General features: G+C 60.5%; 18 protein-coding genes. All 18 read right to left on the bottom strand.

All coding sequences use genetic code 11. The features are described from left to right. Position 1: 1 nt before the first annotated feature. The 18 genes from nuoH to RXV86_RS16675 all read right to left on the bottom strand — a co-directional run bounded on the left by nuoH (position 2) and on the right by RXV86_RS16675 (position 13,214). Positions 2 to 1,042, bottom strand: coding sequence for an NADH-quinone oxidoreductase subunit NuoH (gene nuoH, locus RXV86_RS16760; RefSeq protein ID WP_316301405.1), 1,041 nt, complete (start codon positions 1,040 to 1,042; stop codon positions 2 to 4). Between the two features lie 7 nt (positions 1,043 to 1,049). Next, entirely contained in the window at positions 1,050 to 1,412 is a 363-nt protein-coding gene (locus RXV86_RS16755) for a hypothetical protein (protein WP_316301586.1), read from the bottom strand. A gap of 56 nt (positions 1,413 to 1,468) precedes the next feature. Further along, positions 1,469 to 3,496, bottom strand: coding sequence for an NADH-quinone oxidoreductase subunit NuoG (nuoG, locus tag RXV86_RS16750; protein ID WP_316301404.1), 2,028 nt, complete (start codon positions 3,494 to 3,496; stop codon positions 1,469 to 1,471). Positions 3,497 to 3,503: 7 nt separating this feature from the next. Beyond that, complete coding sequence (locus RXV86_RS16745; protein WP_316301403.1) at positions 3,504 to 3,902, bottom strand: DUF5333 domain-containing protein; 399 nt, start codon at positions 3,900 to 3,902, stop codon at positions 3,504 to 3,506. A 155-nt stretch (positions 3,903 to 4,057) separates the two neighbouring features. Then, entirely contained in the window at positions 4,058 to 4,420 is a 363-nt protein-coding gene (locus RXV86_RS16740; RefSeq protein WP_316301402.1) for a hypothetical protein, read from the bottom strand. Beyond that, entirely contained in the window at positions 4,417 to 4,650 is a 234-nt protein-coding gene (locus RXV86_RS16735) for a hypothetical protein (protein ID WP_316301401.1), read from the bottom strand. Before RXV86_RS16735 ends, RXV86_RS16740 begins: the two co-directional genes overlap by 4 nt. A gap of 6 nt (positions 4,651 to 4,656) precedes the next feature. Continuing rightward, positions 4,657 to 5,952, bottom strand: coding sequence for an NADH-quinone oxidoreductase subunit NuoF (gene nuoF / locus RXV86_RS16730; RefSeq protein ID WP_316301400.1), 1,296 nt, complete (start codon positions 5,950 to 5,952; stop codon positions 4,657 to 4,659). Between the two features lie 4 nt (positions 5,953 to 5,956). Next, positions 5,957 to 6,181 (bottom strand): DUF5337 domain-containing protein, encoded by a 225-nt coding sequence (locus RXV86_RS16725; RefSeq protein ID WP_316301399.1) that lies wholly within the window; start codon positions 6,179 to 6,181, stop codon positions 5,957 to 5,959. Positions 6,182 to 6,192: 11 nt separating this feature from the next. After that, on the bottom strand, positions 6,193 to 7,047 hold the full coding sequence (locus tag RXV86_RS16720) for a hypothetical protein (protein WP_316301398.1): 855 nt from the start codon (positions 7,045 to 7,047) through the stop codon (positions 6,193 to 6,195). An 80-nt stretch (positions 7,048 to 7,127) separates the two neighbouring features. Then, a complete protein-coding gene (gene nuoE / locus RXV86_RS16715) occupies positions 7,128 to 8,213 on the bottom strand; it encodes an NADH-quinone oxidoreductase subunit NuoE (protein ID WP_316301397.1) in 1,086 nt (361 codons plus the stop codon). Then, positions 8,213 to 8,497 (bottom strand): hypothetical protein, encoded by a 285-nt coding sequence (locus tag RXV86_RS16710; protein ID WP_316301396.1) that lies wholly within the window; start codon positions 8,495 to 8,497, stop codon positions 8,213 to 8,215. Before RXV86_RS16710 ends, nuoE begins: the two co-directional genes overlap by 1 nt. After that, on the bottom strand, positions 8,497 to 8,637 hold the full coding sequence (locus tag RXV86_RS16705) for a hypothetical protein (RefSeq protein ID WP_316301395.1): 141 nt from the start codon (positions 8,635 to 8,637) through the stop codon (positions 8,497 to 8,499). The genes RXV86_RS16710 and RXV86_RS16705 overlap by 1 nt, the downstream gene beginning before the upstream one ends. Further along, entirely contained in the window at positions 8,637 to 9,167 is a 531-nt protein-coding gene (locus tag RXV86_RS16700; protein WP_316301394.1) for a hypothetical protein, read from the bottom strand. Before RXV86_RS16700 ends, RXV86_RS16705 begins: the two co-directional genes overlap by 1 nt. 35 nt (positions 9,168 to 9,202) lie before the next feature. Continuing rightward, positions 9,203 to 10,426, bottom strand: a complete 1,224-nt coding sequence (locus RXV86_RS16695) for an NADH-quinone oxidoreductase subunit D (protein ID WP_316301393.1) — start codon at positions 10,424 to 10,426, stop codon at positions 9,203 to 9,205. Next, positions 10,426 to 11,034 (bottom strand): NADH-quinone oxidoreductase subunit C, encoded by a 609-nt coding sequence (locus RXV86_RS16690; protein WP_316301392.1) that lies wholly within the window; start codon positions 11,032 to 11,034, stop codon positions 10,426 to 10,428. Before RXV86_RS16690 ends, RXV86_RS16695 begins: the two co-directional genes overlap by 1 nt. Before the next feature lie 58 nt (positions 11,035 to 11,092). Beyond that, a complete protein-coding gene (locus RXV86_RS16685; protein ID WP_316301391.1) occupies positions 11,093 to 11,617 on the bottom strand; it encodes an NADH-quinone oxidoreductase subunit B family protein in 525 nt (174 codons plus the stop codon). Continuing rightward, complete coding sequence (locus tag RXV86_RS16680; RefSeq protein ID WP_316301585.1) at positions 11,614 to 11,970, bottom strand: NADH-quinone oxidoreductase subunit A; 357 nt, start codon at positions 11,968 to 11,970, stop codon at positions 11,614 to 11,616. The genes RXV86_RS16685 and RXV86_RS16680 overlap by 4 nt, the downstream gene beginning before the upstream one ends. A gap of 461 nt (positions 11,971 to 12,431) precedes the next feature. Next, positions 12,432 to 13,214: a crotonase/enoyl-CoA hydratase family protein gene (locus RXV86_RS16675; protein WP_316301390.1), complete on the bottom strand. Its 783-nt coding sequence runs from the start codon at positions 13,212 to 13,214 to the stop codon at positions 12,432 to 12,434. Positions 13,215 to 13,222: the final 8 nt, after the last annotated feature.

Genomic DNA, 13,222 nt, shown 5'->3' with positions numbered 1-13,222 from the left:
ATCAGCCCCCCATGCCCCAGCGGGCGAACGTGCCCCAGAACCATTCGAATTTTGCCGCAAAGGCCACGAAGACCACCCAGAACAGCGACAGCGGCAGGAACACTTTCCAGCCCAGACGCATCAGCTGGTCATAGCGATACCGCGGCGTGATCGCCTTCACCATCGAGAAGGTGAAGAAGACAAAGAACATCTTGATCAGCATCCAGAAGATACCATCCGGCAGGCCCGGGATCGGCGACAGCCAGCCACCGAAGAACATCAATGTCACAAGCGCCGTCATCAGCATCATCGCCACCAGCTCGCCCATGAAGAACAGCACGAACGGCGTCGACGAGTATTCGATCTGATAGCCGGCAACCAGTTCCGATTCAGCCTCGGGCAGGTCGAACGGCGGGCGGTTGGTTTCGGCCAGCGCCGAGACGTAGAACAGGATCAGCATCGGGAAATGCGGGATCCAGTACCAGCTCAGGATGCCATATCCGCCATCCTGCGCATGCACGATGTCACCAAAGTTCATGCTACCGGTCGACAGGATCACCCCGATGATGATCAGACCGATGCTGACCTCGTAGGAAATCATCTGTGCCGCCGAACGAAGCGACCCAAGGAACGGGTATTTCGAGTTCGACGCCCAGCCGCCCATGATCACGCCGTAAACCTCAAGGCTCGACACCGCGAAGACATACAGGATCGCCACGTTGATGTTGGAAATCACCCAGCCATCGTTGAACGGGATCACCGCCCAGGCGATCAGTGCCATGACCACCGAGATAATCGGCGCCAGGAAGAACACGAACTTGTCCGCGCCCGCCGGAACGACGATCTCCTTGACCATGTATTTCAGGAAGTCGGCAAAGCTTTGCAGCAGGCCGAAGACGCCCACCACATTCGGTCCGCGCCGTAGCTGGACCGCGGCCCAGATCTTGCGCTCACCATACATGATGAAGGCGAGGCTGACCAAAAGCGGCACTGTCACCAACAGGATCTTGCCTGCTTCCCAAAGCAGGATACCCAGGTTCGTATTTTGGAAGAAATCTGCCATCAGGTCCTCACACCATCGGTATTCCGTTTTCCGCGCAATTGCCGGCCACGACTTCGGCGTCGATGGTCTTCAATCCCCGGGGCAGACTGGGCGAGATGGTATAAACCGCATCGCCCTGCCAGCCTGTTTCCTTTTGATCAACGGTCGTGCGCACATGGCGCGCAAAGCCGTATCCACGGATCAGCGCATATTGCGCCGCCGCACATTCCGCATAACGTTCGACGTGGACGTGGTTCGCACTCGGGCCCAGCTCCACCAGGAATTGAACCAGATCGCCATCCAGAAGCCGCGTCTCGATCCCGCGATATTCCACGCCCTCGGGCGGCAGGAAGCGGCTGACCTCGTCGCCGGTGTCAGCTTCCTGCGCCATCTCGCAGCCCATCACCAATGCGGCAAGCATCAGGGGGGTTATGCGAAGGGTCAGTCTCATTGCGCCGCCAGTTTCCCCGCAGCCCGATCCTTGGCCATCGCGCTCAGATCGGCCATCACCTCGCTTGCGCGAGCAATCGGGTTGGTCAGGTAGAAATCGCTGACCGCATTGCGGAAGGCCACGCTGCCCTTGCCCAGTTTCCTGGGTTTCAGCGGCTGCCATTCATTTTCCACCACCTGGTCGATCCGGGCCAGATGCGGCACCGCCTCGACCAGCGCCTGGCGCAGCTGGATCAGGCTGTCCCACGGCTGGGCATTGCCCAACTCGCCCGACAGCGCCCGCAGGATCGCCCAGTTCTCCTTGGCCTCGCCCGGTGCAAATCCGGCGCGCAACGCCAGTTGTGGACGGCCCTCGGTGTTGACAAACAGCCCCTGCTCTTCCGTGTAGGCAGCCCCCGGCAGGATCACGTCAGCGCGGTGCGCCCCACGATCCCCGTGCGAGCCTTGATAGATCACGAAGGCACCCTCATCGATGTCGATCTCGTCGGCCCCAAGGTTATAGACCACGTCGGCACCTTCGGTGGCGGCCTTCAGGCCCCCTTCGGTCACGGCACCAGCATCCATCGCGCCAACCCGGCTCGCAGCCGTGTGCAGCACCATCAGCGTCGATTTGGTTTCCTCGGCCAGTTGCATCGCCGCGGCCAAAACGGCCTCGCCATCGGCTTCCTGCAAGGCGCCCTGTCCGACGATCACGACCGACGGCGCGTCAAGAACGTCGCCATGCTTGCCGCCCAGCAGGCCGTCAAGCGCGGCCCGGTCGGTGCCGACATGCGCATAATCATAGGTCAGGTCAACCGCTTCACCCACCAGGCCGATACTCGCGCCATTGATCCACGATTTACGGATACGGGCGTTCAGCACCGGTGCCTCGTCACGCGGGTTGGTGCCGATCAGCATGATGTATTTGGCGGCATCGATGTCCTCGATGCTGGCATTGCCAACGTAAGCGGACCGGTTGCCCTCGGGCAGCTTCGCCCCATCGGTGCGGCATTCGACGTTGCCGCCCAGCCCTTCAACCAGGTTTTTCAGCGCAAACGCCGCTTCGACCGACGCCAGATCGCCAACCAGACCGGCCACTTTCTCGGCACCCTTCATCGCTTCGGCAGCCTTGCCAAGCGCTTCGCCCCACGAGGCTTTGCGCAGCTTGCCATTCTCACGAATGTAAGGCGTATCCAGACGCTGACGGCGTAGCCCGTCCCAGACAAAGCGCGACTTGTCGGAAATCCACTCTTCGTTCACCGCATCGTTGTTGCGCGGCATGATCCGCATCACTTCGCGGCCCTTGGTATCCACGCGGATGTTCGACCCCAAAGCATCCATCACATCGATGGTCTCGGTCTTGGAAAGCTCCCATGGACGCGCCGTAAACGCATAAGGTTTGCTGGTCAGCGCCCCCACCGGGCACAGATCAATGATGTTGCCCTGCAGGTTCGAATCCAGCGTCATGTTCAGATAGCTGGTGATCTCGGCATCTTCGCCGCGACCGGTCTGGCCCATCTGGTTGATCCCGGCCACCTCCGAGGTGAACCGCACACAGCGCGTGCACGAAATGCACCGTGTCATCGTGGTCGACACCAGCGGCCCAAGGTCAAGATCATCGACCGCGCGCTTGGCTTCGTTGAACCGGCCCGCCGACATGCCATAGGCCACCGCCTGGTCCTGAAGGTCACACTCGCCGCCCTGGTCGCAGATCGGGCAATCCAGCGGGTGGTTGATGAGCATGAACTCCATCACCCCTTCGCGCGCCTTTTTCACCATGGGCGAGTTGGTCTTGACCACCGGCGGCTGGCCCTCGGGGCCGGGACGCAGATCGCGCACCTGCATGGCGCAGGAGGCCGCGGGTTTGGGCGGCCCCCCAACGACTTCCACAAGACACATACGGCAGTTACCGGCAATCGACAGGCGTTCGTGATAGCAGAACCGGGGCACTTCGATCCCGGCCACTTCACAGGCTTGTATCAGCGTCATCGCTCCGTCGACTTCGATCTCCCGGTCATCGATGATGATCTTGCGTTCGTCGCTCATCCAGGTCTCACTTTGCTTTCAACAGGCCCCCGATCGTACTGCGAGCGGCAATTTCGGCTTGGCCGAACTTGCACAGTCCCTCAGAACTTTTCGGATTGAACCCTTTGGATTTTACATAGGCTTCGCCCTTGGACCGCATCCGCGCCTTTTCATCAGGGCTTTTGCGGTAGGCATTGATTTCGTCATCGCTGTAACCCAGAGAATTGGCTTTGCGTTTCAGCGACCAGAGAAAGTTCAGGCCCTTGACCTTGCGGGCGTCGATCGTGCCGCATTTATCGCTGACCTCCAGCGCCAGCGCGACATAGAGCATGTTGTCGTCGATCGCGCTGACGTCGCGCAGCGGTGTCTTGGCGAGCGCTGTGGTGGCAAGTCCCAGGCCGAGAGCGGCGGCAATAACAATACGCATGTGTGTAACTCCTCTCATGCAACGGCGGAAGGACGCAGACACACGTCCCCCTTCGTTGCCCGAGATGGGGAAACCGGCGTTTGATATGCAATAACAGGCACCATAACCCGCTGTTTTGGCAGGTTTTTGCCCATATTGGCCAGGATATGCGCGGTTTATGACCATGCTTTGCAGCGACCCCGGAACGTTACCTGATCATTGACGATGCGTTGTTCGATATTCTCGTCGTCCGGGCCCTGACCCTCAGCCCATTCGATGTCCGAACGGCCGTAATTGTTGATGCAATAGGTCACCGACGCGTGGCGCCCGGCCTCGCGGGTGCCTTCAATGCTGCGGCTGGCCTTGGACACCGTTGCCTGGAATTCCTCGCGCTCGTCGCCCACCTTCTGGGCGCGCACCCGATAGCGCTGCCCGTCAAAGTACAGCCCCTTTTTCGGCTTGAGCTTCTGCACCGCGCCGCAGGACGCCACCAGGCTGGTCAGCAGTACCACCGTGGTCAGTTTCATCATCCTCGTCATCCGCGTCTCCTCCTCTCGCGCAGCGGGCCGATGCCCTGACCCGCCTTGCGTAAAAACGCCAGCACCATGATGCCGCTGACCACGATCAGGGCAGCCACGCTGGCATAGACCCAGACCGGGCCCAGATCGGCCGCAATGGCCTGATGCGCATACCATGCCGGCACAAAACCGACGCCTGCGGTAATCACCGCGGCGATCAGGCTTTGAAATCCGTCAAACAGTCTGCGCATCGTCAATTACTCCGCCGCCATCGCGCCCATACGGCCCGTTTTCTGCGCCTTGATCCGGTCCTCGATCTCCTCGCGGAAGTTGCGGATCAGACCCTGGATCGGCCAGGCCGCCGCATCGCCCAGGGCACAGATCGTGTGGCCTTCGACCTGCTTGGTCACGTCATAGAGCATGTCGATCTCTTCGATCTCGGCCTCGCCGCGCACCAGCCGGTCCATCACCCGCATCATCCAGCCGGTGCCCTCGCGGCATGGCGTACACTGACCACAGCTTTCGTGCTTGAAGAACTTGCTCAGGCGCCAGACCGCCTTGATCACGTCGACGCTCTGATCCATCACGATCATGCAGCCGGTCCCGAAAGACGACTGCTTCTCGCGCATGCCGTCGAAATCCATGATCGCGTCTTCCAGCGCATCGCGGGGCAGGATCGGGCAGGACGCCCCGCCCGGAATGATCGCCTTGAGGTTATCCCAGCCACCGCGAATACCGCCGCCATGCTTCTCGATCAACTCGCGCACCGACATCGACATCGAGTCCTCGAAGACGCAGGGGTTGTTCACATGGCCGGTCAGCGCGAACAGCTTGGTGCCAACGTTGTTGGGACGGCCAAAGCTGGAGAACCAGTCCGAGCCGCGGCGCAGGATCGTCGGCACAACGGCAATCGATTCCACGTTGTTCACCGTGGTCGGGCAACCGTAAAGCCCAGCGCCTGCCGGGAATGGCGGCTTCATCCGCGGCATGCCCTTCTTGCCTTCCAGGCTTTCCAGCAGCGCGGTTTCCTCGCCACAGATATAGGCGCCAGCGCCGTGATGCAGGTAAAGGTCGAAATCCCAGCCCGAATTGGCCGCGTTCGGCCCCAAAAGACCATCATCGTAGGCCGCGTCAATCGCCGCCTGCAGCGCCTCTTTCTCGCGGATGTATTCACCACGAATATAGATATAGGCCGCATGCGCATTCATCGCGAAACTGGCAATCAGTGCGCCTTCGATCAGCGTATGCGGATCGTGGCGCATGATTTCCCGGTCCTTGCAGGTCGCAGGCTCGGATTCGTCGGCATTGATCACCAGATACGCCGGGCGACCATCGCTTTCCTTGGGCATGAAGCTCCACTTCAACCCCGTCGGGAAGCCCGCGCCGCCACGGCCACGCAGCCCGCTGGCTTTCATCTCGTCGATGATCCAGTCACGGCCCTTTTCGATTAGCCCGGCGGTGCCGTCCCAATGGCCACGGGCCTTGGCGCCTGCCAGCGTGCGATCATGCATGCCGTAGAGGTTGGTAAAGATGCGGTCCTGGTCTTTCAGCATTCGCTCAGCCTTCGATATTCCGGCGTGCCCGCCAGATTTGCCAGATCATCACGATGGCCAGCACGAAGCCGACCAATGCGAACAGATCGATAAGGACGAGCCATCGCTGGCTCAGCCCGATTTTTCCTCCGATGAACACCGCGAGCACCCAAAGCGCCGCCGTGCACGCGATCACCAGGGCGGCAACCCGCCCCTTCCGCGCCAACGCTGCTTGTGATTGCTCGCTCACTCATCGTCTCCTCAATAAACCTCACCCTTGTCCACGCGCTCAGAGAACTCGGTCTCCCCGCCCGCGGCCAGGATCTTGGCCTGTTCCACCCAGTTGTCGCGGCTCACCCGGCCCTTGAAGCCTTTCAGGTTGGCGTTGACCCAGGCGACCTCGTCGGCGGTCCAACCGGCGATCTGGTCAAAATGATAGAACCCCAACTCGTTGCACAGGATTTCCAGTTTCGGACCGATCCCCTTGATTTCCTTCAGGTTATCGGCCTGGCCATCGCGCGGACCATCAAGTGCGGCAGGCTTGATGCCCTCGTCTTCGCCTTCCAGAACGCCGTCGCCGTCATAGTCTGGCGTCGATGTCGCGTCTTTGGTCGACTGACTTGCACCCGATTTGGCTGCGTCGGCGCCGCCCTCGTATTTCCAGGTGCCCTTGCGGGCTGCCAACTCTTCTTCGCCTTCCAGCAAAGTTGACTTGACCTTCGCGCCACCGTCTTTCGCGGCAGCATCGGCAGTGGCTTTGGCGTCCGCAGCAGCTTGCGCCTCGGTAGCGGCTTTCGCGTCGGCCGCAGCCTTGGCTTCTTCCGCTGCCATCGCCTCTTGAGCCGCTTTGGCCTGCGCTTCGGCTTCAACAGCGCCATCATCCGCACGCGCGGCAGTCGCGTCAGTTGCGGCACCATGTACTTCTGCCTCGTCCGCGGCTCCTCCTCCGCAGAACAGATGGCTCAGCACAAGACCAAGAAAACAGCCGACCGCAATCGCGATCAGCAGGGCCGGTATCCATGTCACAGCCGCAACCGACGCCATGTAGACGACAATTGCCGCCACAAGCCCGATCAACCAGCTGATCCAATTACACATTCCCATTTTCTCCATCATGGTATTCCCCCCCTAAACATTGAACGTTGTCGTTCTGCCCTCGTAACCGATACCTTGCCTTTCCAGCCTACTTGCGAGCTTTAACCCTCGCCACCTTCCGCCAGGGTCTTCGCCTGGTCGATCCAATTGTCCCGTTCGATGCGGCCCTTGAACTTGAGCCGCGAGTCCACCCAGGCGATCTCGTCGCCGGTCCATTTCGCGATCTGGTCGAAATGCCAGAAACCCAGCTCGTTGAGCACGCCTTCCAGCTTCGGCCCGACGCCGGTGATCAATTTCAGATCGTCGGCACCCGACTTGCGCGGCGCTTTCATCGTGCGCGGTTTCTTTTCGACACCGGTTGCTGCGGCCGGTTTGGCCTCAGCCTTGGGCTTGGCCGCCGGTTTCGCCGCAGCTTTCTTTGCTGCCGGTTTCTTCGCCGCTGCTTTTTTGGCCGCGGGCTTGCTGCCGCCACGCGCCTTGGCATCCAGCCACGGCGTGGTGAGCGGTACTTCGGAGCCGTCAATCCGCTTGACGGTCTCGCCCAGGTCGGTCGCCAGCTGCACGCTTGCGTTATACTGGGTCTTGCCGCTTTCATGTTCCGTCAGCGAGGTCAGACCGGCCAGCGGTTCGGCCCCGTAACGGCCATTCTGCGGCCCCGGCACCGGCACCTCGCCCTTGGCCAGATCATCAAGGATTTCCCCCAGACGCGCGGGCGTCAGATCTTCATAGTAATCCTTGCCGATCTGGGCCATCGGCGCGTTCGAACAGGACCCGAGACACTCGACCTCTTCCCAGCTGAACTTGCCATCGGCCGAGATTTCATGCGGTTTGGCGGCGATCTTGTCCTTCATCACCGCGATCAGGTCCTCGGCCCCCATGATCATGCAGGACGTGGTACCGCAGATCTGGAAATGCGCCACCTGGCCCACCGGCTGCAACTGGAACATGAAGTAGAAGGTCGCGACCTCGAGTGCCCGGATATAGTCCATGCCCAGCATATCGGCCACGGTCTCGATCGCCGGACGGGAAAGCCAGCCTTCCTGCTCCTGCGCCCGCCACAACAGCGGAATGATCGCGCTGGCCTGACGGCCCTCGGGATACTTGGTCATCTGCGCTTCGGCCCATTTCAGGTTGTCGGGCGTAAAGGCAAAGCTTTTGGGTTGTTCAAAGTGCAGGCGGCGCAGCATCAGGCACAGGCTCCTGTGGTAATTTTCACGCCCTGGTCGCCGGGCAGCTGTTCGGCCCCGCCCCAGGTCAGATGGTGCTGGACCAGAGCCAGCGTTTGTTCGCGGGTCAGACCGGCCTGCAACTCGACCGGCTGATAGTCACTCTCGTCGCGCATTACGCAACCGATGGTCGAGGCCGCCAGCACAAAATCGTCGCGCTGCTCGGGCGTGATCCCCGACGGCGCTATGGCAAGACAGCCCGACAGGGCAGACGCACATACTGAAAAAAGTACAAACCGTTTCATCAATTCACCCCCGCGACCATGAGCATCATCGCAATGTTGAACGAGCCGAAACCGTGAGCAAGCACAACCGACCCGAAATCAAGTCCACCACCGGAACCAGTGATCAAGAGCAATCCCGGCAATCCAATATTGTTCAGCATCACGTACACTCCCCCTGCGTCAGGATCAGCGTCTCGCCCTGCTCTTCCACGATTCCCTCGTGGATAAAGTCATAGAGCAAGACTTCCATGATCCCGTATTCGAACCCCGCGCCGGTCAGCGCCTCTTCGGCGACATCCCAATCCAGCGCGCAGCCGATCTGCTCCATGAAGGCAACAAACGCCTCTTGCGGTGCATTCATCGGCGTCGGCCCACCGGGCAGACCCATCGGGTTGCCGCTTGTGTCCTGCGGTTCCGGCTCGGGCAGCGGATCGGGCGTCTTGCCGCACAGTTCCGTGCTCAGGGTCAGGATCGCCCCTTTGCCGCCGGCTTCGCCCGCCGCCAACATATGGCGTGCCACGTCCTTCATTTCGGACCGGCTCATACCCAGCGTCTCGGCGATCTGCTCGCCTTCATCAATATGCAGATGACAGCCCTGCGCCTGTGCCCGCTCGATGATCTGCGCGCGCATCAATAGTTGCTTGCCGACAAGCGTGTCTTCGGCCAGCACCACAGAGGGCACAGCCAGCATCGCAGCAAGTGCAGAAGTTATGAGGCGCCGTTGGATCAGCGGTCGATCTCCCCGAACACGACGTCCAGCGAGCCGATGATCGCCGCCACGTCGGCCAGCTGGTGGCCGGTGGCAATGTGGTCCATCGATTGCAGGTGCAGGTATCCCGGCGCCCGGATCTTGGCGCGGTAGGGTTTGTTGCCGCCATCGCTCACCAGGTAAACGCCGAACTCTCCCTTGGGCGCCTCGACACAGGCGTAAACCTCGCCCGCCGGTACGTGGAACCCTTCGGTATAAAGCTTGAAGTGATGGATCAGAGCCTCCATCGAGGTCTTCATCTCGCCGCGTTTCGGCGGGGTCAGCTTGCCGCGGGCCAGAACATCGCCCTGCCCTTCGGGTTCACGCAGCTTGGCAATCGCCTGCAACATGATCGACGTCGACTGGCGCATCTCTTCCATCCGCATCAGGTAACGGTCATAGCAATCGCCGTTCTTGCCAATCGGAATCTGGAAATCGAACTCGTCATAGCATTCATAGGGCTGTGCCCGACGCAGGTCCCAGGCGAGGCCCGCAGAACGTGCCATCGGCCCCGAGAAGCCGTATTGCTGCACCATTTCCTCATCAACGACGCCGATATCGACGTTACGCTGCTTGAAGATGCGGTTTTCGGTCAGAAGCTCGTCGATATCCTTCATGAAGGCCGGGAATTCGACGCTCGCCCATTCCTCGATATCGTCAATCAGCTTGGGCGGCAGATCCTGATGCACCCCACCCGGGCGGAAATACGCGGCGTGAAGCCGTGCACCACAGGCGCGTTCATAGAACTCCATCAGGAATTCGCGCTGCTCAAACCCCCAAAGCGGCGGCGTCAACGCGCCCACGTCCATCGCCTGCGTGGTCACGTTCAGCAGGTGGTTCAGGATGCGGCCAATCTCGGAATACAATACCCGGATCAGCTGCGCCCGACGCGGCACTTCCACCCCGGTCAGCTTTTCGATCGCCAGGCACCAGGCATGTTCCTGGTTCATCGTGCCGACGTAATCCAGCCGATCGAAATAGGGCAGGCATTGCAGATAGGTCCGGCTTTCCATCAGCTTTTCGGTGCCACGGTGCAACAGGCCGATATGCGGGTCGCAGCGTTCGACGATCTCGCCGTCCAGCTCAAGCACGAGGCGCAGCACGCCGTGCGCCGCCGGGTGCTGCGGGCCAAAGTTGATGTTGAAGTTGCGGATCTGCTGTTCGCCGGTCAGGGCATCGCTGAAATCCTTGGAGCCGTCCATCATTTCGCCTCCTCCCCTTTTTCATCACCCGGAAGGATATATTCGGCACCCTCCCACGGGGACATGAAGTCGAACTGGCGGTATTCCTGCACCAGCGATACCGGTTCATAGACGACGCGCTTCTGCGCCTCGTCGTAACGCACTTCGGTATAGCCGGTGGTCGGGAAATCCTTGCGCAGCGGATGGCCGCGGAAACCATAGTCGGTCAGGATGCGGCGCAGGTCCGGGTGGCCGGTAAAGATGATGCCGAACATGTCGAACACTTCGCGCTCGAACCAGTTGGCGCTCGGGTGGGTTTCCACCACCGACGGCACCATCTCATCTTCGCGGATCGACACCCGCAGCCGGATGCGGTGGTTCTGATACATGCTCAGGAAATGATAGACCACGTCGAAGCGCTTGACCCGCTCGGGGTAATCGACGCCGGTGATGTCCACCAGGGTCGAGAATTTACATTCCCGATCGGTTTTCAGAAACTCGACCAGCCCGGTGATCGCGCTCGGTGCTACATCGACATTCAGCTCGCCAAAGCTCACATCCCAACCCAGCACGCAGTCCGGGCGCTTGGCCTCGATATGCGCGCCCAGCTCGTTCATTGCGTCGCTCATCCGTCTCTTTCCTTCCCGCGCCAATTCTTATGCGCAGTCAACATCCCCAATGCGCGTCTCAGCGCGCGATCGTACCCGTGCGCCGGATCTTCCGTGCCAGCTGCAGGAACCCGTAAACCAGTGCCTCTGCCGTCGGCGGGCAGCCCGGAATGTAGATATCGACCGGCACAACCCGGTCACATCCCCGCACCACGCTATAGCTATAGTGATAATAGCCCCCGCCATTGGCGCAGGACCCCATCGAGATCACGTAGCGCGGCTCGGGCATCTGGTCGTAAACCTTGCGCAGCGCCGGTGCCATCTTGTTGGTCAGCGTGCCCGCCACGATCATTACATCCGACTGGCGCGGGCTGGCGCGCGGCGCAACCCCGAACCGGTCCAGGTCATAGCGCGGCATCGACGCATGCATCATCTCGACCGCGCAGCAGGCCAGACCAAAGGTCATCCAGTGCAGCGAGCCGGTGCGCGCCCAGTTGATCAGGTCCTCGGTGTTGGTCAGCAGGAACCCTTTGTCCTGCAGCTCGGCATTCAGTTCCTGCGTGCTGACTTCGCGGTTCTGGCTGATAATTGCGGTATCGCTCATGACCACTCCAGCGCCCCCTTCTTCCACTCATAGGCAAAGCCGATGGTCAGCACCGCCAAAAACACCATCATCGACCAGAAGCCGACGGTCGACACATCCTTGAAAGCCACCGCCCAAGGGAAAAGCATCGCGATTTCAAGGTCGAAGATGATGAACAGGATCGACACGAGGTAGAACCGAACGTCAAATTTCATCCTTGCGTCGTCAAAGGCGTTGAAACCACATTCATACGCACTCACCTTTTCAGGATCGGGGTGACGCACCGCCAGCACGGCGGCGGCAAGAATGAGGACAAGGCCAATGGCAACAGCAATGGCAATAAAGATGAGAATGGGGAGATAGTCCCGGAGCATCCCGTCAGCGAGATCCATGGATCTTGGCTCCTTCCTGCGTATGTTTCATACGCCTATTAGCAGCGAAATCTTGTGTGTCGGTTTACTCCCGCCCCATGGCAGGGTCAACCGATCCACGCACACATTCTCAAAGCTGAAAGTGTGCTGTGATATTTGTGTATGCAATTGCACACAATACCTGAAAAACAAGGGGTTCAGGCGGGTTTGACGATGTACGTTCACCGCTGTTCCAAGCACAGCAGCGAAAAACTACATCCCATTTGTTGGTTTTATCGGTGATAATTCCCACGACTCACCGGCCTTGCAGGCCGTCAGCACCATCGCAACGCACGCCAAGTTAATCTCTTTGTTTAGGACTCCCTGCCCCACGGTTCGCGGGACAGATACCCGACAGATGCCAGACGCATTCCATACACCCGCATGTCTTGCCAAAGTATGAATTAACCCATTGGGGCGGTGCGTTAACGAACCCACGGCGCCTTGCGCTTTTCGAAGAAGGCTGCGATGCCTTCCTTGGCCTCGTCCCCTTCCCAGGTTTGCACCAGCCGGTCGATGGTTTCATCGACGATTTCCGGGGTGATGGATGGCCCAAGCATCCGCGCCAGCCGCTTGCTTTCCGCCACTGCGCCGGGGGCCGCGCTCAGGTAGGGTTTCACCTCGGCCTCGACCGCTTCGTCCAATTCGTCTTCGGACACAACCTTCGCCAAAAGATTAAGCTTTTCAGCCTCTTGCGCCCCAAACAGCCGCGCCGACATGAACACGCGCCGCGCCTTGTCCTCGCCCATTCGGGCCAGAACATAGGGCGAAATCGTCGCCGGGATCAGGCCCAGCTTGACCTCGGTCAGGCCGAACGTGGCGCTGTCCACCCCAATCGCCACATCCGCCACCGACATCATCCCGATGCCGCCGCCGAACGCGTTACCCTGCACCCGGGCGATTAACGGCTTGGAAAGGGTATTCAGCGCATAAAGCGCCATTGCCAGCTTGCGCGCCTCGGCCCGGCGCGTCTCGGCATCGGCGGCCATCTGGTCCTGCATCCAGCGCAGATCGCCACCGGCACAGAAACTCTTGCCCTTTGCGGCAAGAATGACGACACGCACATCCGCGTCGTTGTCCAATGCCTTTGCGGCCGCGGCAAGCTCTTCGATCATCGCGCCCGACATGGCGTTGTGTTTCTCGGCCCGGTCCAGCCACAGCGTCGCCACACCCCGGTCATCGGTTTCGATGCTCAACGTCTCATACATGGTACTTC

This window comes from Aliisedimentitalea sp. MJ-SS2 (assembly GCF_032586155.1).
Lineage (GTDB): Bacteria > Pseudomonadota > Alphaproteobacteria > Rhodobacterales > Rhodobacteraceae > JAWHTC01.
This window is presented reverse-complemented; position numbering and strand designations above follow the sequence as displayed.